This is a genomic window from Dorea sp. ICN-14282, assembly GCF_037890115.1.
In the GTDB taxonomy this organism is placed as follows: Bacteria; Bacillota; Clostridia; order Lachnospirales; family Lachnospiraceae; genus Dorea_B; species Dorea_B phocaeensis.
In genome coordinates, this window is record NZ_JBBKBH010000001.1 from 281,342 (window position 1) to 306,762 (window position 25,421).

32 protein-coding genes and 1 tRNA gene are annotated in these 25,421 nt (G+C 43.8%); 26 read left to right on the top strand and 7 right to left on the bottom strand.

The features are described from left to right. Positions 1 to 53 precede the first annotated feature (53 nt). Positions 54 to 806 carry a DeoR/GlpR family DNA-binding transcription regulator gene (locus WKT00_RS01300; RefSeq protein ID WP_340260448.1) on the top strand — a complete coding sequence of 251 codons (753 nt, stop codon included), beginning with the start codon at positions 54 to 56 and terminating at the stop codon, positions 804 to 806. A 79-nt stretch (positions 807 to 885) separates the two neighbouring features. On the opposite strand, the gene WKT00_RS01305 is transcribed toward WKT00_RS01300, so the two are convergent. After that, positions 886 to 1,626 (bottom strand): tRNA pseudouridine synthase A, encoded by a 741-nt coding sequence (locus tag WKT00_RS01305; RefSeq protein WP_101694517.1) that lies wholly within the window; start codon positions 1,624 to 1,626, stop codon positions 886 to 888. A 130-nt stretch (positions 1,627 to 1,756) separates the two neighbouring features. Between WKT00_RS01305 and WKT00_RS01310 the strand changes: the two genes are divergently transcribed. Beyond that, complete coding sequence (locus tag WKT00_RS01310) at positions 1,757 to 2,233, top strand: acyl-CoA thioesterase (RefSeq protein ID WP_340260451.1); 477 nt, start codon at positions 1,757 to 1,759, stop codon at positions 2,231 to 2,233. 57 nt (positions 2,234 to 2,290) lie between these two features. Here the strand turns inward: WKT00_RS01310 and WKT00_RS01315 are convergent, their stop codons facing one another. Next, positions 2,291 to 2,572, bottom strand: coding sequence for a hypothetical protein (locus WKT00_RS01315; protein WP_101694515.1), 282 nt, complete (start codon positions 2,570 to 2,572; stop codon positions 2,291 to 2,293). Between the two features lie 16 nt (positions 2,573 to 2,588). Next, positions 2,589 to 2,993, bottom strand: coding sequence for a hypothetical protein (locus WKT00_RS01320; protein WP_340260454.1), 405 nt, complete (start codon positions 2,991 to 2,993; stop codon positions 2,589 to 2,591). Positions 2,994 to 3,114: 121 nt separating this feature from the next. Here WKT00_RS01320 and WKT00_RS01325 point away from each other — a divergent pair, with 121 nt between their 5' ends. Further along, positions 3,115 to 3,258, top strand: a complete 144-nt coding sequence (locus WKT00_RS01325) for a hypothetical protein (RefSeq protein ID WP_340260456.1) — start codon at positions 3,115 to 3,117, stop codon at positions 3,256 to 3,258. A gap of 66 nt (positions 3,259 to 3,324) precedes the next feature. On the opposite strand, the gene WKT00_RS01330 is transcribed toward WKT00_RS01325, so the two are convergent. Together WKT00_RS01330 and WKT00_RS01335 are read right to left on the bottom strand one after the other, a co-directional pair. Beyond that, the gene (locus tag WKT00_RS01330; protein ID WP_340260458.1) at positions 3,325 to 3,594 is read right to left on the bottom strand and encodes a chorion class high-cysteine HCB protein 13; all 270 of its coding nucleotides are present in this window, start codon (positions 3,592 to 3,594) and stop codon (positions 3,325 to 3,327) included. A gap of 74 nt (positions 3,595 to 3,668) precedes the next feature. Beyond that, complete coding sequence (locus tag WKT00_RS01335) at positions 3,669 to 4,316, bottom strand: J domain-containing protein (protein WP_242962630.1); 648 nt, start codon at positions 4,314 to 4,316, stop codon at positions 3,669 to 3,671. Between the two features lie 148 nt (positions 4,317 to 4,464). On the opposite strand from WKT00_RS01335, the gene ylxM reads away from it, so the two are divergent. The 15 genes from ylxM to WKT00_RS01410 all read left to right on the top strand — a co-directional run bounded on the left by ylxM (position 4,465) and on the right by WKT00_RS01410 (position 13,748). After that, positions 4,465 to 4,830: a YlxM family DNA-binding protein gene (gene ylxM / locus WKT00_RS01340; RefSeq protein WP_173814177.1), complete on the top strand. Its 366-nt coding sequence runs from the start codon at positions 4,465 to 4,467 to the stop codon at positions 4,828 to 4,830. Position 4,831: 1 nt separating this feature from the next. Then, complete coding sequence (ffh, locus tag WKT00_RS01345) at positions 4,832 to 6,178, top strand: signal recognition particle protein (RefSeq protein ID WP_101694511.1); 1,347 nt, start codon at positions 4,832 to 4,834, stop codon at positions 6,176 to 6,178. 74 nt (positions 6,179 to 6,252) lie between these two features. Further along, positions 6,253 to 6,498 carry a 30S ribosomal protein S16 gene (gene rpsP, locus WKT00_RS01350; RefSeq protein WP_101694510.1) on the top strand — a complete coding sequence of 82 codons (246 nt, stop codon included), beginning with the start codon at positions 6,253 to 6,255 and terminating at the stop codon, positions 6,496 to 6,498. 40 nt (positions 6,499 to 6,538) lie between these two features. Next, on the top strand, positions 6,539 to 6,772 hold the full coding sequence (locus tag WKT00_RS01355) for a KH domain-containing protein (RefSeq protein WP_101694509.1): 234 nt from the start codon (positions 6,539 to 6,541) through the stop codon (positions 6,770 to 6,772). A 77-nt stretch (positions 6,773 to 6,849) separates the two neighbouring features. Next, complete coding sequence (gene rimM, locus WKT00_RS01360) at positions 6,850 to 7,356, top strand: ribosome maturation factor RimM (protein WP_173814178.1); 507 nt, start codon at positions 6,850 to 6,852, stop codon at positions 7,354 to 7,356. A 20-nt stretch (positions 7,357 to 7,376) separates the two neighbouring features. Further along, on the top strand, positions 7,377 to 8,159 hold the full coding sequence (trmD, locus tag WKT00_RS01365; RefSeq protein WP_101694507.1) for a tRNA (guanosine(37)-N1)-methyltransferase TrmD: 783 nt from the start codon (positions 7,377 to 7,379) through the stop codon (positions 8,157 to 8,159). A gap of 77 nt (positions 8,160 to 8,236) precedes the next feature. Next, positions 8,237 to 8,584 carry a 50S ribosomal protein L19 gene (gene rplS, locus WKT00_RS01370; RefSeq protein ID WP_101694506.1) on the top strand — a complete coding sequence of 116 codons (348 nt, stop codon included), beginning with the start codon at positions 8,237 to 8,239 and terminating at the stop codon, positions 8,582 to 8,584. Between the two features lie 73 nt (positions 8,585 to 8,657). Then, positions 8,658 to 9,287 (top strand): signal peptidase I, encoded by a 630-nt coding sequence (gene lepB / locus WKT00_RS01375; protein WP_101694505.1) that lies wholly within the window; start codon positions 8,658 to 8,660, stop codon positions 9,285 to 9,287. A gap of 14 nt (positions 9,288 to 9,301) precedes the next feature. Beyond that, positions 9,302 to 10,156, top strand: a complete 855-nt coding sequence (ylqF, locus tag WKT00_RS01380; protein ID WP_101694504.1) for a ribosome biogenesis GTPase YlqF — start codon at positions 9,302 to 9,304, stop codon at positions 10,154 to 10,156. A gap of 53 nt (positions 10,157 to 10,209) precedes the next feature. Further along, the gene (gene lepB / locus WKT00_RS01385; RefSeq protein ID WP_101694503.1) at positions 10,210 to 10,770 is read left to right on the top strand and encodes a signal peptidase I; all 561 of its coding nucleotides are present in this window, start codon (positions 10,210 to 10,212) and stop codon (positions 10,768 to 10,770) included. Further along, positions 10,763 to 11,431, top strand: a complete 669-nt coding sequence (locus tag WKT00_RS01390) for a ribonuclease HII (RefSeq protein ID WP_340260470.1) — start codon at positions 10,763 to 10,765, stop codon at positions 11,429 to 11,431. Before lepB (WKT00_RS01385) ends, WKT00_RS01390 begins: the two co-directional genes overlap by 8 nt. A 7-nt stretch (positions 11,432 to 11,438) precedes the next feature. Further along, positions 11,439 to 11,807 (top strand): YraN family protein, encoded by a 369-nt coding sequence (locus WKT00_RS01395; protein WP_173814181.1) that lies wholly within the window; start codon positions 11,439 to 11,441, stop codon positions 11,805 to 11,807. A 2-nt stretch (positions 11,808 to 11,809) separates the two neighbouring features. Beyond that, a complete protein-coding gene (pgeF, locus tag WKT00_RS01400; RefSeq protein ID WP_101694501.1) occupies positions 11,810 to 12,652 on the top strand; it encodes a peptidoglycan editing factor PgeF in 843 nt (280 codons plus the stop codon). A 73-nt stretch (positions 12,653 to 12,725) separates the two neighbouring features. Further along, a complete protein-coding gene (locus tag WKT00_RS01405) occupies positions 12,726 to 13,601 on the top strand; it encodes a mechanosensitive ion channel family protein (RefSeq protein WP_101694771.1) in 876 nt (291 codons plus the stop codon). Positions 13,602 to 13,675: 74 nt separating this feature from the next. Beyond that, positions 13,676 to 13,748 (top strand) — tRNA-Thr (locus WKT00_RS01410). A 66-nt stretch (positions 13,749 to 13,814) separates the two neighbouring features. Here the strand turns inward: WKT00_RS01410 and WKT00_RS01415 are convergent. Together WKT00_RS01415 and WKT00_RS01420 are read right to left on the bottom strand one after the other, a co-directional pair. Continuing rightward, positions 13,815 to 14,612 (bottom strand): ABC transporter permease, encoded by a 798-nt coding sequence (locus tag WKT00_RS01415; RefSeq protein WP_101694500.1) that lies wholly within the window; start codon positions 14,610 to 14,612, stop codon positions 13,815 to 13,817. Further along, positions 14,605 to 15,372: an ABC transporter ATP-binding protein gene (locus WKT00_RS01420; RefSeq protein WP_101694499.1), complete on the bottom strand. Its 768-nt coding sequence runs from the start codon at positions 15,370 to 15,372 to the stop codon at positions 14,605 to 14,607. The genes WKT00_RS01415 and WKT00_RS01420 overlap by 8 nt, the downstream gene beginning before the upstream one ends. 147 nt (positions 15,373 to 15,519) lie before the next feature. Between WKT00_RS01420 and WKT00_RS01425 the strand changes: the two genes are divergently transcribed. The 8 genes from WKT00_RS01425 to WKT00_RS01460 all read left to right on the top strand — a co-directional run bounded on the left by WKT00_RS01425 (position 15,520) and on the right by WKT00_RS01460 (position 25,313). Then, positions 15,520 to 16,140 carry an epoxyqueuosine reductase QueH gene (locus WKT00_RS01425; RefSeq protein WP_340260479.1) on the top strand — a complete coding sequence of 207 codons (621 nt, stop codon included), beginning with the start codon at positions 15,520 to 15,522 and terminating at the stop codon, positions 16,138 to 16,140. Between the two features lie 99 nt (positions 16,141 to 16,239). After that, positions 16,240 to 17,628 carry an argininosuccinate lyase gene (gene argH, locus WKT00_RS01430; RefSeq protein WP_340260481.1) on the top strand — a complete coding sequence of 463 codons (1,389 nt, stop codon included), beginning with the start codon at positions 16,240 to 16,242 and terminating at the stop codon, positions 17,626 to 17,628. A gap of 42 nt (positions 17,629 to 17,670) precedes the next feature. Then, positions 17,671 to 18,756 carry an aspartate-semialdehyde dehydrogenase gene (asd, locus tag WKT00_RS01435; RefSeq protein ID WP_340260483.1) on the top strand — a complete coding sequence of 362 codons (1,086 nt, stop codon included), beginning with the start codon at positions 17,671 to 17,673 and terminating at the stop codon, positions 18,754 to 18,756. 311 nt (positions 18,757 to 19,067) lie between these two features. Then, entirely contained in the window at positions 19,068 to 21,173 is a 2,106-nt protein-coding gene (gene ppk1 / locus WKT00_RS01440; protein WP_340260485.1) for a polyphosphate kinase 1, read from the top strand. Positions 21,174 to 21,229: 56 nt separating this feature from the next. Next, positions 21,230 to 23,278: a DNA topoisomerase gene (locus tag WKT00_RS01445; RefSeq protein WP_101694495.1), complete on the top strand. Its 2,049-nt coding sequence runs from the start codon at positions 21,230 to 21,232 to the stop codon at positions 23,276 to 23,278. Then, positions 23,275 to 23,940: a UDP-N-acetylglucosamine pyrophosphorylase gene (locus tag WKT00_RS01450; RefSeq protein ID WP_101694494.1), complete on the top strand. Its 666-nt coding sequence runs from the start codon at positions 23,275 to 23,277 to the stop codon at positions 23,938 to 23,940. The genes WKT00_RS01445 and WKT00_RS01450 overlap by 4 nt, the downstream gene beginning before the upstream one ends. Positions 23,941 to 23,965: 25 nt before the next feature. Further along, the gene (locus WKT00_RS01455) at positions 23,966 to 24,850 is read left to right on the top strand and encodes an NAD(P)-dependent oxidoreductase (protein ID WP_101694493.1); all 885 of its coding nucleotides are present in this window, start codon (positions 23,966 to 23,968) and stop codon (positions 24,848 to 24,850) included. Continuing rightward, a complete protein-coding gene (locus tag WKT00_RS01460; RefSeq protein ID WP_101694492.1) occupies positions 24,837 to 25,313 on the top strand; it encodes a methylglyoxal synthase in 477 nt (158 codons plus the stop codon). The genes WKT00_RS01455 and WKT00_RS01460 overlap by 14 nt, the downstream gene beginning before the upstream one ends. Positions 25,314 to 25,421 lie beyond the last annotated feature (108 nt).

Genomic DNA, 25,421 nt, shown 5'->3' on the forward strand with positions numbered 1-25,421 from the left:
TTCCTGCTGTGTTTCTTATTATAATAAGAATAGATGACAAAGGAGGGGTGTATATGCTGGCGGCAGAACGACAGGCGAAGATTACAGAGATGATTAAAAGCAGGGGGAGTGTGCAGGTGGAAGATCTGGCACAGGAACTGAAAGTCAGCGCTATGACAATTCGAAGAGATCTGGTGAAGCTGCAGGAAGAAGGGAAGGTGGAGCGCTGTCATGGTGGGGCAGTGGCAAAAAAGGAAGTTAATTATGCTAAGAAGCAGACCAGTCATAGAAATATGAAAGAGCAGCTTGCCAGTAAATGTGCATCTTTTGTGTCAGAGGGAGATACCATCTTTTTGGATGCGGGAACAACGACCTATGAGATTGCGAAACGGATTAAGGAGATTCCTGGCATTTTGATTGTGACCAATGATTTGGAGATCGCGAGACTATTTATGGACAGTGAAGTGGAAGTATTCGTCTGCGGCGGAAGAGTGCAGAAGGAGACTGGAAGCATGTTTGATAGGTATGCATCAGGGCTTCTTGCAGATTTCAAATTTGACATTGGATTTTTTGGTGCGGCATCCATCAACGAAGCTTATGAGGTGACGACACCTACGGTTGAAAAAATGTGGATTAAGAGGGAGACCCCGAAGCAGTGCGAAAAGGCCTATCTGGTTGTAGATCATTCCAAGTTTGACCGTCAGGCGATGGTCCGTGTGAACCATCTGAAAGATTACACGGCAGTCGTGACAGACTATAAGTTTTGTAAAGAAGAACTGGAAGAGTTGAGGCAGATGGGAACCGTGATCATCCGGGGACAAAATTGATCATTAGCAAAAGAGACTTGCCGATTTTGGCAAGTCTCTTTTTAAGGTATTAAAAAGGTGTTTGGTGTCTTGAATTATGTTAGTAAGTAATATCCTGAAGATACAGACCTTTGGGATCGCAGGCGGTGCTTGGAAGTGCCTTCCCTGCGAAGATCTCTTCAATGTCCTCTTTGGGACGAATTCCGAATCCGATGTCCAAAAGGGTGCCAATAATGTATCTTGCCATATTATGAAGAAAATCGTCTGCATGGATTAGAATCTGCATTTCTTCGGTATCTCCATAGACTTCAATTTCATAAATTTCTCGTTCTGTTACCTTGGTTTTCTTAGCGGAAGAGAAACAACGGAAATCATGCTTTCCAATCAGAAGCATGGCGGCCTGCTGCATCAGATGTTTATCCGGAATTCGGTAACAGTGATAGGTATATTTACGGTCGAAGACGCTTGGGACATCATCGATCGTCATTCGGTAGACATAGGTTTTGGAAGTGGCGTTCAATTGTGCGTGAAAGCGTTCCGGCACTTCTTCTACGCTGGTAATGGCGATGTCCATTGGCAGATAACGGTTTAGATAGTGCTTGATGTCCAAAACGTCCATGGTTGACTGTGTTTTGAAGTTGGCAACCTGAGCATAGGCATGCACACCGACTTCGGTGCGTGATCCACAGTTTAATTCTATGGAGTATTCTCCGGTCATCTTTTTTAAGACTTCCATAATCTTACCGGAAATGGTATTGCTTCCGGTCTCTTCTTTTCCGAGACGGATCCAGCCCTGGTAACGGCTTCCGTCGTATTCTATAGTTAATCGAATATTTCTCATTCAAATCGCTCCCTTGTGTCATAAATCAGTTTCAGTATAACAAATCCTGTGGTATAATAAAAGGGCTTGATCAGAAAAGAATAGCAGAATTGAAGAAATTATAGAAAAACACTAGAATGGAGAGTTATCAATGAGTATACAAAGCAGAAAAGTATCAGAATCTATGGTGCAAACAGTTCATATGGTACGTCCAAATCATCTCAATGGTGCGGGACGTTTGTTTGGCGGAATTCTGGTACAGTGGATTGATGAGATCGCAGGTCTTGTGGCAAAGCGTCATGCCAGAATGAATGTTACGACGGCATCAATTGATAATCTTTCATTTTTGAGAGGAGCTTATCAGAATGATGTCATTGTGATTGTTGGGAAAGTCACCTATGTAGGCAGAACCTCTATGGAAGTAAAGGTAGATACCTATATCGAGACGATTGACGGTGAGATGACACCGATTAACCATGCCTATTTTACGATGGTTGGTTTAGGACCAGATGATAAACCAGTTCCGGTTCCGCAGTTGGAATTAGAGACGGATGAAGATCGGGAAGAGTGGGAGAAAGCCAAGATGCGTAAAGAGCTTAAGATGCGCAGAAAAGAAGAAGGAATATAGAAAGAATTATAATTCTGATGCGAATAGAGAAAGAGTCGGCTGACGCCGGCTCTTTTCCTATTTTTGTTTTTTCATATAAGTAGTAACCATTTTTATCATATTTTCAATTTGTTTTTGTTCTTCTTCTGTTTTGCCTTCTTTTAAGATTTCCAGAATTAAGGAAACTTCATCGGAGGTGAATCGGATTCCCTTCTTGTTGGCATTGGTGATGAGAGTCATCATAACGGGAGCAAGAGAGCGTCCGGTCTTTCCGGCAGTCTGGGAAGCGGCAGAGCGGATCAGCTCCAGCTTAATCGGATCCAGATTTTTCATGGCGGGGTGATTCATCCATTCATTCATAATCAGATACTCCTTTTTAAGAATCGGGGGACAGCATGGATTTTAGCATTTCCATGGGATCAAACCCTGGAGAGGCCGTATTATCAGAATCGGAATCCGGCATAGAAGATGCCATTTCCTGCATTCCCTGTACCATTTCCATCATATTCATCATGCTTTCCATTTGTTCCATCATTTCCTGTTCACCGGGGTCCATGTAGGGCTTTAGGTCGTTTAGAATATGGGAAGTCTCATCGGAAGAAGAGGAGAATCCCTGGAAGTGTTCCAATGTATATTGAAATTCCATAAATTTAATATAGCAGGCAAGCATACGTTGGAAAGCTGGGGGAACATAAGGGAGCAAAAGCTTCATAAGATAGAGAGGGTGAGGCGTGACAAGGCTGTCAAATGGCGTCATGGGTTTGGGAAATTTCTGATTCATAAAAGCCCCCTGAAGATAACGTTGTAAATATATATGATACGGGAATGAATTTTATGAAATGGGGCAATACTCTTTTTGAAAAATAAAAGAAAGTAAAAAATGGGAATAGAAAGGAGAAGCTATGGGGCGTACATTGATTATCGAAGGAAATGTAGTCTATGAGATTGATGAAGAGTGCCGGCTTAAGAAAAGACTGACACAGGAGGAAGTAGAAAAAGGAATGAATGAAGCGCAGAATCGAAACAGAGAAGAGGGTGCGAAGTGATATACTCCGCACCCTCTTCTCTATTTTGACTAAGAATTGTTCTGCTGAAATGGTATGACGTTTATATTAGCATCCACATCCACAGCCATCATCATAGCCGCCGCATCCGCCGAAACCGCCGCAGCAGCAAAGCAGAAGGATGATCCACAGACAGCTGTCGTTTCCACGTCCGCCGCATCCGCCATTTCCACCGAAACCGCCGCAGCAGCAGAGAAGAAGGATAATCCAGATACAACTGTTGTTCATCATACCGCATCCATTATGCCGTCCACATCTGTCAGCCTCGCATCCACATCCACATCCACATCCGCAGTTAGCCGCACTTAAATCACTCATGTTAAAATCCTCCGTTAATCTTATTTACAGTAATATCATATGTGGAAGATTTCAAAGTGTGAAAAGAGGATGAGCTAATATTTCATCAATCGTTTCAGTGCATGGCAGAAACGATTGGCACGGTGCTGAAGTTTCAGGCGATCTACAGCTTTCATTTCCTGTTTTGTATATTCGTCATAGAGTGTCAGCAGATACGGAACGGTGAAGTTCCGGTTTTGATACCATTTGAACAGCAGCCAGTTCATGATATCGGGATACCAGTATTGTTCCGGGATTTGAGCTTCCTTAAGAACGAGAATATCCTTTAGTGCCTGCATGGAAAGATGCGTTAAACGGCTGGTTCGATTGTGGGAACGAAATAATTCCTCACTTTCTAGGATGAGTTCATAGAGATGCCCGGAAGCTTTCCAACAGGTGACAAAAGAAGCGTCTTCTGATGCGGTGTCTTCCTCTTTTAAGTCGAAGGTCTGCATGGAAGAGCGATGCCCCTGAAGAGACTGGTCATAATCGGCACGGGAGACCGGATCGGAAAGAATTCGGTATGCTTCCAGAATTTCCTGCATCTGTTCTGTGGTGTCGATTCCGTATTGAAGATTGGTATCTGGATGAAATTTTTTTGCGAGTCGGTTTTTGGCCGCTGCAATTTCATCGGCAGATGCCGTTTGTGTTACTTCTAATATATCATAGTAATTTTTTTCGTCATTTTGATTCGTATGCATCATTGCTGATTGCCTCCCCTGATTTACGCCTCCCCTTTGGCGCATTTCTATATTACGACAAAATACCATGGAAATCAATTTCAAAATAAAGATAAAGAAAGAACATAAGTTCGACAAGAAAAAATACTTGACACCAGAGAGGCTTTGTTGTATGATAACACAGGTGATAAATGTGAATGAAATTCTGGAACAGGCTCTGCTCTTTGACTTTTACGGCGAGCTTCTTACGGAACATCAGAAAGAAATCTATGAACAGTTTGTGTTAGAGGATCTTTCGCTGGGCGAGATCGCAAGAGAAGCGGGGATCAGCAGACAGGGAGTACACGATCTGGTGAAGCGGTGCAGTCAGACGCTCAAAGGTTATGAGGAGAAACTGCATCTGGTGGAGAAGTTTGTGGCAGTTAAGGAGAAAGTAAAGCAGATTGATCAATTACTGGAAGAATATGAAGAAGAGCAAAGAGAAGAACTGCTTGGAAGTATCCGCAGAATATCTGACGAGATTATAGAGGAGTTGTAGCATGGCATTTGACAGTTTGACAGAAAAACTTCAGAATATATTTAAAAATCTAAGAAGTAAGGGACGTCTTACCGAAGATGATGTAAAAGAAGCACTGAAAGAGATCAAACGTGCACTTTTGGCGGCGGATGTAAACTTTAAGGTGGTAAAAGATTTCATTAAGAACGTCCAGGAACGTGCAATCGGGCAGGATGTTATGAATGGTCTGAACCCAGGGCAGATGGTTGTGAAGATCGTCAATGAAGAGTTGGTAAAACTGATGGGATCCGAGACGACCGAAATTAAACTTCAGCCGGGGAGCGCTATTACAGTCATTATGATGGCGGGCCTTCAGGGAGCCGGTAAGACAACGACGACCGCGAAGCTTGCAGGTAAGTTTAAGTTGAAGGGAAAGAAACCACTTCTGGTAGCCTGTGACGTATATCGTCCGGCTGCGATTAAACAGCTGCAGATCAATGGTGAGAAGCAGGGCGTGGAAGTATTTTCCATGGGAGAGAACCATAAGCCGGCTAATATTGCAAAGGCGGCGCTTCTGCATGCTCAGAAGAATAAGAATAATATCGTAATCCTGGATACAGCGGGACGCCTTCACATTGATGAAGACATGATGGCAGAGCTTCAGGAGATCAAGGATACGGTAGACGTACATCAGACGATCCTGGTAATTGATGCTATGACGGGTCAGGATGCAGTCAATGTTGCAAAAGATTTCAACGATAAGATAGGAATAGACGGTGTGATCGTCACAAAGCTTGACGGTGATACCAGAGGCGGTGCGGCGCTGTCTGTAAAAGCGGTGACCGGTAAGCCAATCCTGTATGTAGGTATGGGAGAGAAGCTTTCAGATCTGGAACAGTTCTATCCGGAGAGAATGGCATCCCGTATTCTTGGTATGGGAGATGTGCTGACTCTGATCGAGAAGGCGGAAGCTGAGATTGATGAGGAGAAGGCAAAGAAGATGAGCCAGAAGCTCAAGAAAGCCCAGTTTGATTTTGAAGACTATTTAGACAGCATGAGTCAAATGAAGAATATGGGCGGCCTTGGCAGTGTGATGAGTATGCTGCCAGGACTTGGCGGCATGGGTAAGATGAAGGGTCTTGATGATGACCAGACAGCCCAGGCTGAGAAGAATCTGGCGAGAATGGAAGCGATGATTTATTCCATGACGCTGGAAGAAAGAAGAAACCCGGATCTGTTGAATCCATCCAGAAAGCACCGGATTGCCAAGGGCGCCGGCGTGGACATCAGCGAGGTAAACCGCATGGTAAAGCAGTTTAACGAGATGAAGAAGATGATGAAGATGATGGGAAAAGGCGGAAGAAGAGGAAAATTCAGAATGCCGTTCTAACTAAGGTATATCGCGCATAGCGCGTTATATAGATAAAACAATGAATGATAAAAAATTATGGAGGTGTAAGTAACATGGCAGTAAAAATGAGATTAAGAAGAATGGGACAGAAGAAGGCTCCTTTCTATAGAATCGTTGTTGCTGACTCTAGATCACCAAGAGATGGAAGATTCATCGCTGAGGTTGGAACTTATGATCCAAACTGTGATCCAAGTGCAATCAAGGTTGACGAGGAAGCAGCTAGAAAGTGGCTTGCAAACGGTGCACAGCCAACTGAGACAGTGAGCAAGATCTTAAAAGCAGCAGGCATTGAGAAATAAATAAGTTTGCCCTTGAGATGCTTGACTGGAGGTGCTCGAGATGAAAGAGTTAGTTGAAGTGATTACGAAAGCACTGGTGGATGATCCGGACAGCGTTGTGGTAACAGAGCGCGAGGATAAGAAGACGACGATTCTGGAAGTGCGGGTTGCGGATTCCGACATGGGAAAAGTGATCGGAAAGCAGGGACGTATTGCGAAAGCAATTCGTTCTGTTGTAAAAGCAGCTGCAGCGAAGGAAGATAAGAAAGTAGTTGTTGATATTTTAGATTCATAAGCTTGCTTTCCAGGCAGGGACAGGCCCGAGAGATCGAAGCCTGTCCCTGTTTTTGGCAGAAAGCAAAGGAGACTGACATGGAAAAATTATTACAGGTAGGAGTAATTACTTCCACCCACGGAATCCGGGGAGAAGTGAAGGTATTTCCAACAACAGATGATCCGAAAAGATTCAAAAAGTTGAAGCAGGTGATCCTGGATACCGGAAAAGAGAAGCGGGATCTGGAAGTGGAGAGCGTGAAGTTTTTCAAACAGTTTGTGATACTGAAGTTCAAAGGGATTGATAATATAAATGAAGTGGAGCGTTATAAGAGATGCCCGCTTTTAGTAACCAGAGATCATGCAGTACCACTTCAGGAAGATGAATATTTTATTGCAGATATGATTGGAATGCAGGTTGTGACAGAGGACGGCGCCGTATTCGGGACTCTGAAAGACGTGATTGAGACGGGCGCAAATGATGTGTATATCATTGAAAGCAGTGAACATGGAGAAGTGCTGGTTCCGGCAATCAAAGAATGTATTCTGGACATTAACATAGAGGAACAGAAGATGCAGATCCATCTGATGGACGGATTGATTTAGCAAAGCGGTAAGGAGTGGCGATGCAGTTTTATATTATGACTTTATTTCCGGATATGGTGATGGAAGGCTTAAATACGAGTATTATCGGAAGGGCTGTCAATAACGGCCTTCTTGGCATTGAAGCCTGGAACATCCGGGATTTTGCGTTTAATAAGCATAACAGTGTAGATGACTACCCTTATGGAGGGGGAGCCGGGATGCTGATGCAGGCGGAGCCGGTTTACCAGTGTTATCGTGCGTTGGAAGAACAGATTATACAGAAAAAGAAAAAGAGCGGTGGAGCGGTGAAAAAGCCGAGAGTGATCTATTTGTCGCCGCAGGGAAGAACATTTAATCAGGAAATGGCAGAAGAATTCGCGAAAGAGGATGATTTAGTTTTCCTTTGTGGACATTATGAAGGAATTGATGAGCGGGTGCTGGAAGAAATTGTGACGGACTATGTATCTATTGGGGATTATGTGCTGACGGGAGGAGAACTTCCGGCGATGATTATGGTAGACTGTATCTCCAGACTGGTACCGGGAGTGCTCCACAATGATGTGTCTGCGGAATTTGAAAGCTTTCAAGATCATTTGCTGGAGTATCCGCAGTATTCAAGACCTGAGATCTGGCATGAGAAGCAGGTGCCTTCTGTGCTGTTGTCGGGGCACCATGCCAATATTGAAAAATGGAGACGGGAACAGTCCATTATCAGAACAGCAAAGAATCGTCCGGATTTGTTGGAAAAGGCAGAATTAAGCGAAAAAGAACAGGAATTGGCAAGAAAATCCTTGCAAACAGAAGGTATCTATGATAAAATGTAGCGTGTTGTGAAGAAAAGAGATGGTCCTCTGGTACGAAAGGTATTAAGAACATCCGAGAAAATAAGGAGGCACACATTATGAACGATATTATTAGAAACATTGAAGCAGAGCAGTTAAAAGAGAATGCACCAGAGTTCCACGTTGGTGATACTGTAAAAGTTTACGGTAAGATCAAAGAGGGTAATCGCGAAAGAATCCAGGTATTTGAAGGAACTGTACTGAAGAGACAGGGAGGCGGATCCAGAGAGACTTTCACAGTTAGAAAGACTTCTAATGGAATCGGTGTTGAGAAGACATGGCCGCTGCACTCTCCAAACATTGAACGTGTAGAAGTAGTAAGAAGAGGTAAAGTAAGAAGAGCAAAACTGAACTACTTAAGAGAGCGCGTAGGTAAGAAAGCTAAAGTAAAAGAATTAGTAAAATAATAGCTGAAACAAAAAAGGACAAGTACATAATGTATATTGTCCTTTTTCTGTATATGCACATATGAGGTGTTTCATGAGGCACAAAAGAAAAAAACAGCCGGTATATAGTGTGAAAAAGAGTTCCCGCAAGGTAAAAAAAGTCAAACGGGAAAGAACATTTCATTTCAGTCTTTCCAGGTGGAAATCAGTGGGAAAGTGGATATTTAAAATTGGCGTTGTCTGTCTATTTGCATATGTGACAGTATGGTATTTTGGTCAGCGGGTCAGCGTAATTGGAGATTCCATGAACCCGGTGCTGCATAATAAGGATGTGACACTGGTGAATCGGATTATTTATAATGCAACGACACCGAAACGGGGAGATATTATTGCATTTAAGCCGAAAGGAAATGAGAATGCACACTACTATATCAAACGGATTGTGGGACTTCCAGGTGAAAAGGTCGAAATTGTGGAAAATCGGATTTATATTGACGGAAAGAAATTAGAAGAGGACTACAAGACGACAAAGATTGATGATGTTGGAATTGTAAATGAAGAAATACAGCTTGGTACAGACGAATATTTTGTATTGGGAGACAATCGGGAAAACAGTGAGGACAGCCGGAATGCGGATGTAGGGAATGTGAAACGCAGCTATATCTATGGAAAGATCTGGCTGACACTTTCCCCAAAAGAGCACTTTGGGCTTGTATTTGATTAAAAGGAGGCAGATAGATGCATTTTCAGTGGTATCCGGGTCATATGACGAAGGCAAAGCGTATGATGCAGGAGAATATTAAGCTGATTGATCTGGTAATTGAGCTTGTGGATGCGAGAATTCCGATGAGCAGCCGAAATCCAGATATTGATGAGCTGGGAAAAAATAAAGCAAGAATGATTCTGTTGAATAAGGCAGACCTTGCAGAGGATAAATGGAATGATGCATGGGCGGAATATTTCAAAGGACAGGGATATTCTGTAGTAAAAGTGAATTCCAAAAAAGGAGGCGGACTGAAATCCATTCAGAATGTGATTCAGGAAGCCTGCAAAGAAAAGATGGAGAGAGACCGGAAAAGAGGGATTTTAAACCGTCCGGTGCGGGCAATGGTTGTGGGGATTCCGAACGTTGGAAAGTCCACATTTATTAACTCGCTGGCTGGAAAAGCTGCGGCAAAGACCGGAAATAAGCCGGGAGTTACAAAAGGAAAGCAGTGGATTCGTTTGAATAAGCAGGTAGAGCTTTTGGATACTCCGGGGATTCTGTGGCCGAAATTTGAAGATCAGGCAGTGGGACTTCGTCTTGCGCTGATTGGTTCCATTAAGGATGAGATTCTGCAGACGGAAGAGTTGGCAGCGGAAGCGATCACATTTATGAATACGTATTATTCGGGAGTGTTAGAAGAAAAGTATGCACTGGAGTCGTCGGCTGATCCATATGTGGTTTTGGAACGAATTGCACAGAGCAGACATTGTCTGTTAAAAGGAAGCGGGCTGGATACAGAGAAGGCGGCAATGCTGATGCTGGATGATTTCCGCAGTGGCAGGCTTGGAAGACTGACGCTGGAATATCCGGCAGAAGGTGAAAAGTAGAAGGAAAGAAGCTGCAGAAGTAAAGAGAAGCCGGAAAGGGGAAACAGGCAGTTATGGGAAGACTGGAAGAAAAGGAAAGAGGAATTTTTTCAACGATATTTGGATGGCTTGTTTATATTCTGATTTTGATTGGTCTTACGTATCTGATTATTACTTACGTCGGACAGAGAACCAGAGTCAGTGGGCATTCTATGGAGACAACGCTCAGTGATGGAGATAATCTGATTGTAGATAAGTTGAGTTATCGTTTTAAAGATCCGAAACGGTATGATATTGTTGTATTTCCTTATAAATATGAAGAAAATACTTATTATATTAAGCGGATTATCGGTCTGCCGGGGGAAACTGTGCAGGTGATAGATGGATATGCGTATATTGACGGACAGCAGCTGACCAGTGATATTTATGGCGCAGAGATCATGGATTCCCCTGGAATTGCTGCAGAGCCAATTACGCTGGGGGAAGACGAATATTTTGTATTGGGCGACAACCGAAATCATAGTTCTGACAGCAGGGATCCAAGTGTTGGAATTCTGCATCGGGAAGATCTGATCGGAAAAGCTTGGGTCAGAATCTACCCGTTTGATAAGATGGGAGTGATTCGGCATGAATAAGAGGGAAGAAGAGCGCAGAAGAAAGCAGCAGGAAAAGCTGGAAAAAGAGATGGAACGCATCAAAGGCATGAGTGTATACGAAACAGAACATTCAGACTGTACGTATATTTGCGGAATTGATGAAGTGGGCAGAGGCCCTCTTGCCGGTCCAGTGGTAGCAGGAGCTGTCATTCTGCCAAAAGATGAACCGATTCTCTATCTTAACGATTCTAAGAAGCTGTCGGAAAAGAAAAGAGAGCAGCTATATGATGAAATTATGGAAAAGGCGGTTGCGGTAGGAATTGGAATGGTAAGTCCGGCAAGAATTGATGAAATTAATATTTTGCAGGCGACCTATGAGGCGATGCGGGAGGCTATTTCCAAGCTTGCGGTAAAGCCAGATCTTCTGCTTAATGATGCGGTGACGATTCCGGAAGTTGAGATCCGCCAGATTCCGATTATCAAAGGTGATGCGAAAAGTGTGTCGATCGCAGCGGCAAGTATTGTGGCAAAGGTAACAAGAGACCGTTTGATGGCGGAGTATGCCGGGGTGATTCCGGGATATGATTTTGCTAAAAATAAAGGATATGGAACGAAAGCTCATATAGAAGCGCTGAAAAGTCAGGGGGCAAGTCCGATTCATAGAAGAAGCTTTATCAAAAATTTTGTATCAGAAGTATGAAGAAAAGATGAAAAAGGAAAGCTATCAGAATACACGCCGGACAGGAGCCGTTTATGAGAGGAAAGCAGGTGCCTATCTGGAAAAATACGGATATAAAATTCTGGAATACAATTACAGATGCCGTCAGGGAGAAGTGGACATTGTAGCAAGAGACGGTGAGTACCTGGTGTTTTGCGAGGTGAAGTATCGCTCGGGGGCAGGAAGTGGTTATCCGGAGGAAGCGGTGGATCTTCGCAAGCAGAAGAAGATTTCAAAATGTGCGCTTTATTATCTGATGGTGCATGGTCTTGTGGATGTGCCGGTACGCTTTGATGTGGTCAGCATTGAAGGGGAGCAGTTTCGGCTGTATCAGAACGCATTTGATTATGGAGAATAAAAATGTTGGGATTAATTTATAAGGATGACCAAAACGTATTAGAAGAAAAGGTGGTAAATGGAGTTCCGCTTCTGACTTATCCGCTGTTGGAAAGAACGAATGTTGTAAAGCATGGATTTTCTACGCGGTTAGGGGGTGTCAGCACCGGAGATTGTGCGACGATGAATATCAGTACTACAAGAGGTGATGCGCCGGAAGCTGTGGAGGAGAATAAAAGGCGTCTTGCCGGTGCGCTGGGAGTGAAAGTGGAAGATTTTACTTTTACTTATCAGACGCATACGACGAATGTAGCGGTGGTTCGGGAAGAAGATCGCGGGACAAGATTTATGGAGACCGACGGAATGGTAACGAATGTACCTGGAATCTGTCTGGTGACGTTTTATGCAGACTGCGTGCCGTTATATTTTGTAGATCCGGTGAAGAAAGTGATCGGGCTTAGCCATTCCGGATGGAGGGGCACGGTTCATAAGATGGGAAAAGTGACAGTGGAGAAGATGACGGAGGTCTATGGAACGAATCCTGCCGATGTCGTGGCGGCTGTCGGACCGTCTATCTGCCAGGATTGCTACGAGGTAAGTGAAGACGTAATTGCAAAGTTCCGGGACAGTTTTGAAGAATGCCATTGGCAGCAGCTGTTTTACCAGAAAGAAGAGCAAAGAGAAGCTGGGAAATATCAGCTGAATCTTTGGAAGGCAAATGAATTAGTTCTTAAGGAAGCGGGAATTCCAAAGGATCAGATTGCAGTGACGAATCTTTGTACACACTGTAATCCGAATGTGTTGTTTTCCCATCGGGCGACCGGTGGCAAACGAGGAAATTTAAGCGCGTTTTTGGCATTAAAATAGAAAGAACGGCAAAAAAGCCGTTGCATCGAAGAAGAAGGGATACGACAGGAGGAATGATATGGCATTTGGGATTATGCTTTTGTCAGGAACAAATGAAGTAGAAGAAGTGACGCAGGAGACAGTGGAGGAAGTAGGACGGTTTGCACAGTATCTGCAGGATCATATTCCGTCGCTTATTGCATTTGGCATCAAGGTGTTGTTTGCGTTGATCTTCTTCTTTATTGGAAGATTTTTGATCAAATGGATCCGTAAAATTGTGCGGCGGTCTATGGAACACTCGAAGGCAGATAAAGGAGTCGAGCAGTTTGTAGATTCCTTTTTGAAGTTCATTCTTTACTTTCTGCTTTTGTTTAGCATCGCAGCAAAATTTGGCGTGGATACGGCGTCTGTGGCAGCGTTAATCGCATCCGGAGGTGTGGCGATTGGTCTGGCGCTGCAGGGAAGTCTGTCCAACTTTGCAGGCGGAGTGTTGATTTTGCTTTTGAAACCATTTGAAGTAGGAGATTATATCATTGAGGATACGAATAAAAATGAAGGTACGGTAAAGGAGATACAGATCTTTTACACGAAGCTTAGTACCATTGACAATAAGACGATTGTGATTCCTAATGGAATTTTAACGAATAACAGTTTGACCAATGCGACGGCAAAGGATGAGAGACGGCTGGATCTGAAGGTGTCTATATCTTATGAAGCGGATCTTAAAAAGGCAAAGACCCTGATAGAAAACCTGCTTCGTGAGGATCCCTCTACCATCAAGGAAGAAGAGATCAATGTGTTTGTTGATGATTTGGCGGACAGTGCAGTTATTATCGGTGCCCGTGCATGGGTGAAGAGTGAGGAGTATTGGGCAACCAGATGGCGGCTTTTGGAAGAAATTAAGCTGACTCTGGATGAGAATGAAATTGAAATCCCGTATCCGCAGCTGGCAGTGCATATGAAAGGGTAATTTCACGAAAAAAAGTCTTGCAAAAAACTCAGAATTGAGTATAATAATATTTGTGACTGTCAAAGGTTACAAATGCTGGAATAGCTCAGTCGGTAGAGCACTTCACTCGTAATGAAGGGGTCGTCGGTTCAAGTCCGATTTCCAGCTTGAGAAAAAAGAGAGTCTATGGAGATGTTAAGGTTTCTCCATAGGCTCTCTTTTTGTGGTGGATGATCAGAATTTCCTTATACACCATTTTTCCAGGAGGTTAATGATTGCGTATAGACCCATTGCCATGATGCAAAGAAGAACAATTGACATTAATAGCCAATCCATTTTGAAAACTTGTGAGGAATAGATAATCAGATACCCAAGCCCGCTTCTAGCTGCCAGAAACTCCCCGATGATCACGCCTACGAGACAAAGTCCGATATTCACCTTCATATTGCTGATGATAGAGGGAATGGAGCTTGGAAGCACCACTTTGGAAAGCGCCTGTAAACGCCTTCCGCCCAAGGTATAGATGAGTTTGATTTTTCCGGGATCGACGGTGGTAAAGCTGGTATAAAGATTCAGGATACTTCCAAAGATGGCAACCGACATACCGGCAACGATGACGGTTGTCTGATTTGCCCCCAGCCATACGATGAGAAGTGGGGCAAGTGCGGATTTTGGAAGGCTGTTTAATACGACTAGAAATGGGTCCAGAATCTCCGATAGCTTTTTGCTGAACCACAGGAGTACGGCCGCCAAAATACTGAAAATTGTTACCAGCAGGAAACTTAGGATCGTTTCATAGAGTGTGACTGACAAATGTAGAAAAATGCTTTTGTCTAAAATCATTCGGAAGAAGCACTGTGCGATTGCAGAAGGGCTGCTGAAAATAAAGGAATCAATGATTCCAGCGGCAGTGGTCGCTTCCCAGAGGAGGAGAAATCCTGCGAGAATTAGAATCCGGGAAAAAGAGACGATACGCCGGTGCTGTCTGCGTTGATGCAGATAATTTTTTTGTCCGGTAGACAGGTTATTCATGTTCATTCATCTCCTTCCAGATCAATTTGAAATAAGACTTAAATTCAGGAGTATCTCTGCGATTCAGAGGAGTATCGTTGTCAAGGTCAAAGAAAATGGGGATTGTCTGGTGTATGGTAGCGGGACGGCGGGAGAGAATGATGACCCGGTCAGCTAAGGAGATTGCTTCGGATAGGTCATGCGTGACTAAGATGGCAGTTTTTTTCTCTTTTCTTAAAATCTGCCCAATATCATCGCCTACATTGAGCCTGGTCTGGTAATCCAGCGCAGAGAATGGTTCGTCTAGGAGAAGAAGATCTGGCTTTAGGACCAGGGTGCGGATCAGTGCAGCGCGCTGGCGCATGCCGCCGGAAAGTTCCGAAGGTCTTGCGTTTTCAAATTGTTTTAATCCGTAGGTTTCCAAAAGTTCATGGGCATGCTGGCGTGTACTGGCGTTTAACATATGCTGGATTTCCAGACCGAGCAGTACGTTTTGGTAGATGGTGCGCCATTCAAACAGCTCGTCATGCTGGAGCATATAACCGATATTTGTCGTGCTTTCGCTCAAGGGCTTTTGATAGATTCGGATCTGTCCTTTCTCGGGGGTCAGAAGTCCTGCGATCAGAGAAAGCAGTGTGGTTTTTCCACAGCCGGACGGACCGACGATAGCCAGAAATTCTCCGGCGTTCACAGAAAAGGTAAGATCTGTAAGTGCAGGGGTCTCCCCTTCCGGTGTGTGATAGGCATAGTGGACGTGTTCTAATTCTAAGATTCGTTTCATGGGAACCTCCTGGATGGACTATACTGTATTCTATGACAGGAGACGGTGGTTGGTGAAAGGATTAGGATGGCTAAGGCTTGTCAGAAGGAGTCAGAAGCAGTATAATTCAAAAGTATAACCATTATATGAGAAAGGGAGAAAGACCCGATGAACTATCAGAAAGAATTGGATAAGACTTTGGAACAGCTAGATAAGGAAGCGAAGGTTCCAACACTTCTGCTTCACAGCTGTTGTGCGCCTTGCAGTAGTTATGTATTGGAATATTTAAGCCAGTATTTTCAAATTACTGTATTCTACTATAATCCGAATATCTATCCGGAGAGTGAATATACCAAGCGGATTTTGGAGCAGCAGACGCTGATTGGCCAAATGAAGAGTAAACATCCCATTTCCTTTATGGCGGGAGCTTATGACAAAGAACGCTTCTATGCGATGGCAGAGGGGATGGAGGCGTTAAAAGAAGGCGGTGCGCGCTGTATGAAATGCTATGAACTTAGGCTTCGGGAAGCAGCGGAAGTTGCAAAAAAAGGAAATTTTGATTATTTTACTACGACGCTTAGTATCAGCCCGATGAAGAACGCGGTTAAGTTAAATGAGATTGGAATGCGGTTGGCAGAAGAATATCAGGTTGCGTATCTATTGTCGGATTTTAAGAAAAAGAATGGGTATAAACGTTCCATTGAATTATCGAAGGAATACGGACTCTACCGGCAGGATTATTGTGGATGCGAATTTTCCAAACGGGAACGAGAACAGCAGAAAGCATAGAATCATGCAATGAAATGTATAAATATAAGCAAAATACTTGATTTTATGCAAAAATGTGGTACAATCGTATACATGACAAAACAGGAAGGAGCAGAAAATATGGCACAATTATGGGGCGGACGCTTTACAAAGGAGACAGATCAGCTCGTATACAACTTTAATGCATCCATCTCTTTTGATAAAAGATTTTATGCACAAGATATTACAGGAAGTATTGCGCATGTGACGATGCTGGCAAAGCAGGGAATTCTAAGCGCAGAGGAAAAAGAAACGATTATTGATGGATTAAAAGGGATTCTTGCGGATGTAGAAAGTGGTAAACTTGAGATCACAGATCAATATGAGGACATTCACAGCTTTGTGGAGGCAACTTTAATTGACCGAATCGGAGAACCGGGTAAAAAACTTCATACAGGAAGAAGCAGAAATGATCAGGTGGCTTTGGATATGAAGCTTTACACCAGAGATGAGATCGAAGTGCTGAATGGTTTGGTAAAAGAGATGTTAGAAGCGTTACTTGTGATTATGGAGGAAAATACGGATACCTATATGCCGGGATTTACCCATCTTCAGAAAGCGCAGCCAATTACCCTTGCGCATCATATGGGAGCTTATTTCGAGATGTTTAAAAGAGATCACGAAAGACTGACAGATATTCGCAAACGGATGAACACCTGTCCGCTTGGATCTGGTGCGCTGGCCGGAACGACGTATCCGTTAGATCGGAATTATACGGCAGAGCTTCTTGGATTTGACGGACCTACGATGAACAGCATGGATGGGGTGTCTGACCGGGATTATCTGTTAGAACTTTTGTCTGCACTTTCCATTATGATGATGCATTTAAGCAGGTTTTCTGAAGAAGTGATCATTTGGAATTCCAATGAATATGGTTTTGTGGAGATTGACGATGCCTACAGTACTGGAAGCAGCATTATGCCGCAGAAGAAAAATCCGGATATTGCGGAGTTGGTACGCGGCAAGACGGGACGGGTTTATGGAGCGCTTAACAGCCTTTTAGTTACTATGAAAGGAATTCCGCTTGCTTACAATAAAGATATGCAGGAAGATAAGGAATGGGCTTTTGATGCAATCGACAATGCGAAAGGATGCATTTCCCTGTTTACCGGGATGTTGAAAACCATGCAGTTTAACAAGGATCGTATGAAGGACAGTGCAAGGCATGGATTTACCAATGCGACGGATGCGGCAGATTACCTGGTGAATCATGGAGTGGCATTTCGAGATGCCCATGGAATTGTGGGACAATTGGTATTAACATGTCTGGAGAAGAAGATTGCATTAGATGAGCTTCCGCTTGTTGAATATCAGAAGATTTCTCCGGTTTTTGAAGAGGATATCTATGAAGCGATCAGTCTGGAAACCTGTGTGAATAAGCGAGTTACGACGGGGGCTCCGGGACAGACGGTGATGAAGCAGGTCATTGAAGTTTATAAGAAATATATGGAGACATACGAGACAGTATAGAGGAATTGCATAAAGAGAACCAAGAAAAGGAGAGGAAGGAACATGGAACAGAAATTAAGAGTGGGAATTTTGGGAGCAACGGGAATGGTAGGACAGCGGTTTATTGCGCTTTTAGAGAATCATCCGTGGTTTGAAGTGGTGACAGTTGCGGCAAGCCCAAGATCTGCCGGAAAGACATATGAGGAAGCTGTTGGCGGACGTTGGAAGATGACGACTCCGATGCCGGAAGCTGTAAAGAATCTGATTGTACATAATGTCAATGAAGTGGAAGCAGTAGCGGAAACGGTTGATTTTGTATTCAGTGCGGTGGACATGACAAAAGATGAAATCAAAGCGATTGAAGAGGCTTATGCAAAGACAGAGACTCCGGTAGTATCCAATAACAGCGCGCACCGCTGGACACCGGACGTACCGATGGTTGTACCGGAGATCAATGCCGATCATTTTGATGTGATTGCTGATCAGAAGAAGCGTCTGGGAACAACACGTGGATTTATTGCGGTAAAGCCAAATTGTTCTATCCAGAGCTATGCGCCATGCCTTGCAGCGTGGAAAGAGTTTGAGCCAAAGGAAGTAGTTGCAACAACCTATCAGGCAATTTCCGGTGCAGGAAAGACATTTAAGGATTGGCCGGAGATGGAAGGAAATATTATTCCGTTCATTGGCGGAGAAGAGGAGAAGAGCGAGCAGGAACCGCTTCGTGTGCTTGGAAAGGTAGAAAATGGTGAGATCGTCAAGGCAAGTCTTCCAAAGATTACCTGTCAGTGCGTGCGTGTACCGGTATTGAATGGACATACGGCAGCAGTCTTTATCAATTTTGAGAAGAAGCCTACGAAGGAACAGCTGATTGAGAAGCTGGTAAACTTCAAGGGATTCCCACAGGAGACAGAGCTTCCAAGCGCGCCAAAGCAGTTTATCCAGTATTTAGAAGAGGATAATCGTCCGCAGGTAACAATGGATGTGGATTATGAGAATGGTATGGGTGTGTCCATTGGACGATTGAGAGAGGACTCTATGTTCGATTTCAAATTTATCGGACTTTCTCATAATACGGTTCGAGGAGCAGCAGGCGGAGCAGTGCTCTGTGCAGAGGCGCTGACTGCGAAGGGATATATTAAGGCAAAATAAGATCACGACAAAAAGGACAGAGATTTTCTGTCCTTTTTGTCGTTGAAATAATCAATTTTAACAAGAACTTAACATGCTTTCTACTTGAGACTGGGTGTTGCTTATGTTAAGATGATAAAAAATATATTTTCTATTATCTTATTTGGCATATTTGAGTGCTGAGTATCTAGAACATTTCATACAGCAGATATTATATCTTATCTGCCTCTTTCAGAAAATGCATGCTTGATATCACGTTTTATAAGTGGAAGTTTTTGACATTTTCGTCAGATATTCAGCTCGAACACCGTGAGAAGAATGGGAGGCTATCCATGAGAAAGGAAATCTTGAATTACACACAGAACCGTGAATTATCATGGCTGGAATTTAATAAGAGGGTACTGGAAGAGGCAAGAGATATCACCGTTCCGCTGTTGGAGCGCATGAAGTTTGTTGCAATTTTTACCAGTAATCTGGATGAGTTTTTTATGATTCGTGTGGGAAGTTTATTTGATATGGTACACACGGATGAAAAGGCGGTGGACAGCCGTTCCGGAATGACGGCAGGGGAGCAGCTCGCAAAGATTTATGAGGCGGTTGCGCCGCTTTACAAAGAACGAGATAAGACTTACGCAGATATCAAGAAGCAGCTGCATCCTTATGGGGTGTGCGGGCTGGACTTTAAGGAGCTTGAGCAGACAGAAAAGAAATATGTAAAGAAGTACTTTAAGGAACAGGTCCTTCCGGTTCTGTCTCCACAGATTGTGGATGCGAATCATCCGTTTCCACATCTGCTTAATAAAGAAATCTATGTGACAGCGACATTGAAATGGAAAGAGAAATCCATGCTGGGAATTGTTCCTGTGCCTCAGTATATTTCAGATGTGCTGTATCTTCCGGGGTATGATATCCGTTATATCCGCATGGAGAAGGTGATTCTGGAGTTCTTGGATTTGGTATTTGAGCAGTATACGGTTTCTGATGCTAATTATATCTGCGTAACCAGAAACGGGGACGTTTCGCCGGATGATGAAGGCCTGGAAGTTACGGATGATTTCCGCAAACTAATGCAAAAGACCATTCACAGACGTCGCAAAATGTCTGTGGTGCGTCTGGAAGTGGCAGAGAAGTTAAATGACGAAACGCAGAAATATTTCTGCGAGAAGTTCGATATTAAACCATATCAGATCTTCCGTACTAAAATGCCTATGAAGCTTTCCTACATTTTTGCGATGAGTGGAAATCTTCCGGAGCCTATGAAAAAATCATTGACTTACCCGGCATTTTCACCGCAGGAATCTGCGAGAGTGACAAGCGGCAGTATGATGAAGCAGATTCGGAAGAAGGATTTATTGTTATTCTATCCTTATGAGAGTATGAATCCATTTTTGAAGCTCATAAAAGAAGCTTCTGTGGATCCGAATGTTATGACCATTAAAATTACCATTTATCGTCTGGCAAAGAAAGCAAGACTGGTGGAATATCTTTGTGCAGCAGCGGAAAATGGCAAAGAAGTCACGGTACTTATCGAGCTTCGGGCCAGATTTGATGAACAGAATAATATTGAATGGTCGGAGAGACTAGAAGAAGCAGGCTGTCGGGTGATTTATGGATTTGAAGGATATAAGGTGCATTCTAAAATCTGTCTTATCACTTACCGGAATCGAGGAGAGATTCAATATATTACGCAGATTGGTACCGGAAATTATAATGAGAAAACAGCTGCTATGTATACGGACTTGTCATTGATGACTGCCAATCCAGAGATTGGAATGGATGCCGCAGAGTTCTTTAAAAATATGTCGATCAGTAATCTGAATGGAAGTTATCATCATCTGATTGTGGCGCCGACCAGTCTGAAACAGACGGTGCTTGCCCTGATGGATGAGGAAATTTTGAAAGGAAGCAACGGAAGAATCATTATGAAAATGAATTCCGTAACGGATACGGATTTTATCGAGAAAGTATCAGAGGCGTCTCGTGCAGGTGTGAAAATTGACTTGATTGTCCGGGGAATTTGTTGTATACTTCCGCAAGTACCGGGATATACCGACAATCTGCGGGTGATGAGCGTGGTAGGGCGCTATCTGGAGCATCCGCGAATTTTTAGTTTCGGAACTGGAGCGGAGCAGAAAATTTATATTGGCTCTGCAGATATGATGACGAGAAACACAGAGAAGCGTGTAGAAGTTGCATGTCCGGTTCGGGATAAAGAGGTTAAGGAACAGATCAATCATTATTTGAAAATTATGCTGGAAGATAATATCAAAGCCAGGGTGCTGCAAAGAGACGGAAGTTATCGAAAAAAGGAGCAGTCCGAGCCATTTATTGATTCTCAGGCAGTGTTTATGGAAGAAGCTCTGCAGGCGGCAAGAAAAGAGCCGGAGGAGAAAAAAGAAAGTTTTGCAGCACGAATCAGGAGTCTGTTTCGGAGGTAATGAGTATTGCCGCCTGGTATAAAAGACAGTAAATATAAGGAGTTAGAATAATATTTATGGGGAAATCACTTTATATCGCGGAAAAACCAAGTGTTGCACAGGAATTTGCCAAAGCATTAAAGATGAAGACAAGACGGCAGGACGGATATTTGGAATCTGAAGATGCGGTGGTTACCTGGTGCGTGGGACATCTGGTTACCATGAGCTATCCGGAAGCCTATGATCCGGCGCTGAAGCGATGGAATCTGGAAACACTGCCATTCATTCCGCAGGAGTTCCAATATGAGGTGATTCCTGCAGTGGCAAAGCAGTTTAAGATTGTGGCAGGCCTTTTAAACAGGGAGGACGTGGATACCATTTATGTGTGCACCGACTCCGGACGGGAAGGAGAGTATATTTACCGACTGGTGGAACAACAGGCAGGTGTCCATGGCAAGGAGCGAAGAAGGGTGTGGATCGATTCTCAGACAGAGGAAGAGATTCTTCGAGGGATTCGTGAAGCAAAAGATTTGAAAGAATATGACAATCTTTCTGCGTCGGCTTATCTGCGGGCAAAAGAAGACTATTTGATGGGAATTAATTTTTCCAGACTTCTGACATTGAAATATGGGAACAGTATTTCTAATTATTTACATACAAAATATTCGGTCATTTCTGTGGGGCGGGTTATGACTTGCGTTCTGGGGATGGTAGTACGTCGGGAACGGGAGATCCGGGAGTTCGTTGAGACTCCCTTCTACCGGGTAATCAGTACGATCGGAGGATCAGAACTGGGGTTTGAAGGAGAATGGAGAGCAGTGCAAGGCTCCCGTTATTTTGAGTCCTTTGATTTGTATAAGGAAAATGGCTTTAAGACGAAAGAAAAGGCAGAAGAATTGATCCGCTGGCTTCGGGAAGGAACAGAAGAGGGAAAACCTCTAAAGTGTCAGATTGCCACCATTGAGAAAAAGAAGGAAAAGAAGAATCCTCCGCTTTTATTTAATCTGGCGGAACTTCAGAACGAGTGCTCCAAGCGCTTTAAGATCAGCCCGGATGAGACCCTTCGGATTGTTCAGGAGATGTACGAAAAGAAATTGGTGACCTATCCGAGAACGGATGCCAGAGTTTTGTCTACTGCGGTGGCAAAAGAGATTCACAAAAACTTAAATGGTCTGATGAAATATGATCCGGCGGTACCGTATCTTCAGGAAATTGTATCTTTTGGGAGTTACAAAGGCCTGGAGAAAACCCGCTATGTAAATGATAAGCAGATTACAGATCACTATGCCATTATTCCGACGGGACAGGGAATGAATGCACTTTCTTCTCTTCCACGATTGGGAGGAATGGTGTATGATGTAATTGTGCGCAGGTTCTTAAGTATCTTTTACCCGCCTGCGGTGTACCAAAAAGTGGCGATTGTGACGAAGATAAAGGAAGAGTCTTTCTTCTCAAGCTTTAAGGTGCTGGCAGAGGAAGGGTATCTGAAGGTGGCGAAGCCACAGGCGTTAAAGAAGGAAAAAGAAGAGCAGGAAGAAGAGTCCGAAGACGATCGTGACGCCGATGCAGCCTTTTTTCAGAAAATACAGACGTTGAAAAAGGGGATGTCTTTGGAGGTTTCCAATCTCGCGATCAAAGAAGGAAAGACGTCGCCGCCAAAGCGTTACAATTCCGGGTCTTTGATCCTTGCGATGGAAAATGCCGGGCAGCTGATCGAGGATGAGGAGCTTCGTGCACAGATTAAGGGAAGCGGAATTGGAACCAGTGCGACCAGGGGTGAAATCCTGAAAAAATTGTTCCACAACAAATATCTGGCGTTGAATAAAAAGACGCAGATTGTAACGCCAACCATGTTGGGCGAGATGATTTACGATGTGGTGGATCACTCGATTAAATCGCTTTTGAATCCAGAGCTTACAGCCAGCTGGGAAAAGGGACTTAATTACGTGGCGGACGGAGAGATCACACCGGAAGAATATATGCAGAAGCTGGATCATTTTATTGTCAGCAGAACGCAGGGAGTCAAAGGGCTGGCAAATCAGTGGCAGCTTCGTGGCTGTTATGACAAGGCGGCGCAGTTTTATAAGACGACGGCAAATAGTAAAAAAGGAGATAAGAAGAGATGAAAGCATTAACAATTCAGGAACTATATACATTGGATGAGACCATTGCGGCAGAGATTTTTGAGGGTGCGGTTTATCCATGGGAAGTATTGTCAAAGATTCATGATTTTATTTTAAAATTAGGAGAAACACTTCCGGAAGAGGAATATGACCGAGTGGGAGAGGATGTGTGGATTGCAAAATCTGCACATGTATTTGAATCGGCTTATATTCATGGACCAGCCATTATCGGGAAAGATGCAGAAGTTCGGCATGGCGCGTTTATTCGGGGAAATGCAATTGTAGGAGAAGGTGCGGTGGTAGGAAATTCTACAGAACTTAAGAATGTCATTCTGTTTAACAAGGTGCAGGTACCTCATTACAATTATGTGGGAGATTCTATCCTTGGATACAAGGCGCATATGGGAGCCGGTTCCATTACATCCAATGTGAAGTCGGATAAAAAGCTGGTTGTGGTTAAGACGGCAGAAGGGAATCTGGAAACCGGACTGAAAAAATTCGGTGCAATGCTTGGTGATGAAGTAGAAGTAGGATGTGGAACTGTGCTGAATCCGGGAAGTGTCGTAGGAAAGCGTACGAATATTTATCCTCTTTCCAGTGTCAGAGGGTTTGTTCCGCAGGAGAGTATTTACAAAAGACAGGGAGAAGTAGTTGAAAAACAATAAAAGCGGAATATAAAAGGAGAGTACAATGAAGAAAATCGGATTTATCGGAGTTGGAATTATGGGGAAATCCATGGTTCGTAATTTGATGAAGGCGGGATATGAGCTTCATATTTTTGCAAGACACAAAGAAAAGGTGGAAGACGTCATTGCAGAAGGAGCGGTATTCCATGAAACCATAAAGGATTGTGTGACAGGATGCGACGCGGTAATTACAATTGTTGGCTTTCCGAAAGATGTAGAGGAAGTATATTTTGAAGAAGGCAATATTTTAGACAGCGTGAAGGAAGGCACCTATTTGATTGATATGACAACGACCAGTCCTATGCTGGCTGAGAAGATCAGCGAAGCCGGACAGCAGAAAGGGTGCCGCGTGCTGGATGCGCCGGTAACCGGAGGCGACGGTGGTGCGAAGGCAGGGACGCTGTCCATCCTCGTGGGAGGAAAACAGGAAGATTATGAGGCCTGTCTGCCGCTTTTTAAAGCCATGGGAACGAATATCAATTATCAGGGAAGCGCAGGATGTGGCCAGCATGCCAAAATGGCCAATCAGATTATGATCGCAGGCACATTGTCTGGCGTCTGTGAAGCGCTTACCTATGCGAAAGCCAAAGGGATGAACCTTGATACCGTTTTGAAATCAGTGGCAACCGGAGCTGCGGGAAGTAAACAGCTTGATACCTTTGGACCGAAGATTTTGGCAGGAGACTATGCGCCGGGATTTTTCCTGAAACATTTTGTTAAGGATATGAAGCTGGCGCTTATTGAGGCGAACAGAAGTGGCCTAAGCTTAGACGTGTTAAGTCAGGTACTTGCCAACTATGAGGAATTAGAAGCAGAAGGGTATGGAGAATTGGGAACTCAGGCGCTGATGAAATATTATGAAGGAGGAAATGCAGATGATGAACGATAATTATGTATCTTTCGAGATTGGAAAAGCGAAACGCATTGCGCTGGTTGCGCACGATGGAAAGAAGAAGGAACTGGTTGAGTGGTGCGATAAGAACAAGGATGTCTTAAAAGGGCATTTCTTATGTGGAACCGGAACTACGGCCAGACTGATCGCAGATAAAACGGGACTGCCGGTAAGAGCTTATAACAGCGGTCCTCTGGGAGGAGATCAGCAGATTGGCGCCAAGATTGTGGAAGGCCAGGTGGATTTTATGATCTTCCTTTGGGATCCTTTGGAGGCACAGCCTCACGATCCGGATGTGAAAGCGCTTCTTAGAATCGCGGTAGTGTATGACATTCCGGTAGCGAATAACCTGGCAACAGCAGACTTTATGCTGAATTCTAAGTTTATGACAGAAGAATACAGCCGGAAGGTAGAGAATTTTAATAAAACGATTCAGGACCGGGTCGAGAAAATGCGTTAAAAAACAGGGCAGAAGGCAAAAAGGCTTTCTGCCCTGTTTTTACTTGCATTTCTTTTAGCAGTGTGTTATTCTTATGAAGAAAACTTTAATGCTTTAAAGCGCAACGCT

Bases quoted from the DNA above. Each gene is read 5' to 3' on its own strand.
- WKT00_RS01300 (WP_340260448.1), top strand. From the start codon at position 54: ATGCTGGCGGCAGAACGACAGGCGAAGATTACAGAGATGATTAAAAGC.
- WKT00_RS01305 (WP_101694517.1), bottom strand. From the start codon at position 1,626: ATGAGAAATATTCGATTAACTATAGAATACGACGGAAGCCGTTACCAG.
- WKT00_RS01310 (WP_340260451.1), top strand. From the start codon at position 1,757: ATGAGTATACAAAGCAGAAAAGTATCAGAATCTATGGTGCAAACAGTT.
- WKT00_RS01315 (WP_101694515.1), bottom strand. From the start codon at position 2,572: ATGAATGAATGGATGAATCACCCCGCCATGAAAAATCTGGATCCGATT.
- WKT00_RS01320 (WP_340260454.1), bottom strand. From the start codon at position 2,993: ATGAATCAGAAATTTCCCAAACCCATGACGCCATTTGACAGCCTTGTC.
- WKT00_RS01325 (WP_340260456.1), top strand. From the start codon at position 3,115: ATGGGGCGTACATTGATTATCGAAGGAAATGTAGTCTATGAGATTGAT.
- WKT00_RS01330 (WP_340260458.1), bottom strand. From the start codon at position 3,594: ATGAGTGATTTAAGTGCGGCTAACTGCGGATGTGGATGTGGATGTGGA.
- WKT00_RS01335 (WP_242962630.1), bottom strand. From the start codon at position 4,316: ATGATGCATACGAATCAAAATGACGAAAAAAATTACTATGATATATTA.
- ylxM (WP_173814177.1), top strand. From the start codon at position 4,465: ATGATAACACAGGTGATAAATGTGAATGAAATTCTGGAACAGGCTCTG.
- ffh (WP_101694511.1), top strand. From the start codon at position 4,832: ATGGCATTTGACAGTTTGACAGAAAAACTTCAGAATATATTTAAAAAT.
- rpsP (WP_101694510.1), top strand. From the start codon at position 6,253: ATGGCAGTAAAAATGAGATTAAGAAGAATGGGACAGAAGAAGGCTCCT.
- WKT00_RS01355 (WP_101694509.1), top strand. From the start codon at position 6,539: ATGAAAGAGTTAGTTGAAGTGATTACGAAAGCACTGGTGGATGATCCG.
- rimM (WP_173814178.1), top strand. From the start codon at position 6,850: ATGGAAAAATTATTACAGGTAGGAGTAATTACTTCCACCCACGGAATC.
- trmD (WP_101694507.1), top strand. From the start codon at position 7,377: ATGCAGTTTTATATTATGACTTTATTTCCGGATATGGTGATGGAAGGC.
- rplS (WP_101694506.1), top strand. From the start codon at position 8,237: ATGAACGATATTATTAGAAACATTGAAGCAGAGCAGTTAAAAGAGAAT.
- lepB (WP_101694505.1), top strand. From the start codon at position 8,658: ATGAGGCACAAAAGAAAAAAACAGCCGGTATATAGTGTGAAAAAGAGT.
- ylqF (WP_101694504.1), top strand. From the start codon at position 9,302: ATGCATTTTCAGTGGTATCCGGGTCATATGACGAAGGCAAAGCGTATG.
- lepB (WP_101694503.1), top strand. From the start codon at position 10,210: ATGGGAAGACTGGAAGAAAAGGAAAGAGGAATTTTTTCAACGATATTT.
- WKT00_RS01390 (WP_340260470.1), top strand. From the start codon at position 10,763: ATGAATAAGAGGGAAGAAGAGCGCAGAAGAAAGCAGCAGGAAAAGCTG.
- WKT00_RS01395 (WP_173814181.1), top strand. From the start codon at position 11,439: ATGAAAAAGGAAAGCTATCAGAATACACGCCGGACAGGAGCCGTTTAT.
- pgeF (WP_101694501.1), top strand. From the start codon at position 11,810: ATGTTGGGATTAATTTATAAGGATGACCAAAACGTATTAGAAGAAAAG.
- WKT00_RS01405 (WP_101694771.1), top strand. From the start codon at position 12,726: ATGCTTTTGTCAGGAACAAATGAAGTAGAAGAAGTGACGCAGGAGACA.
- WKT00_RS01415 (WP_101694500.1), bottom strand. From the start codon at position 14,612: ATGAATAACCTGTCTACCGGACAAAAAAATTATCTGCATCAACGCAGA.
- WKT00_RS01420 (WP_101694499.1), bottom strand. From the start codon at position 15,372: ATGAAACGAATCTTAGAATTAGAACACGTCCACTATGCCTATCACACA.
- WKT00_RS01425 (WP_340260479.1), top strand. From the start codon at position 15,520: ATGAACTATCAGAAAGAATTGGATAAGACTTTGGAACAGCTAGATAAG.
- argH (WP_340260481.1), top strand. From the start codon at position 16,240: ATGGCACAATTATGGGGCGGACGCTTTACAAAGGAGACAGATCAGCTC.
- asd (WP_340260483.1), top strand. From the start codon at position 17,671: ATGGAACAGAAATTAAGAGTGGGAATTTTGGGAGCAACGGGAATGGTA.
- ppk1 (WP_340260485.1), top strand. From the start codon at position 19,068: ATGAGAAAGGAAATCTTGAATTACACACAGAACCGTGAATTATCATGG.
- WKT00_RS01445 (WP_101694495.1), top strand. From the start codon at position 21,230: ATGGGGAAATCACTTTATATCGCGGAAAAACCAAGTGTTGCACAGGAA.
- WKT00_RS01450 (WP_101694494.1), top strand. From the start codon at position 23,275: ATGAAAGCATTAACAATTCAGGAACTATATACATTGGATGAGACCATT.
- WKT00_RS01455 (WP_101694493.1), top strand. From the start codon at position 23,966: ATGAAGAAAATCGGATTTATCGGAGTTGGAATTATGGGGAAATCCATG.
- WKT00_RS01460 (WP_101694492.1), top strand. From the start codon at position 24,837: ATGATGAACGATAATTATGTATCTTTCGAGATTGGAAAAGCGAAACGC.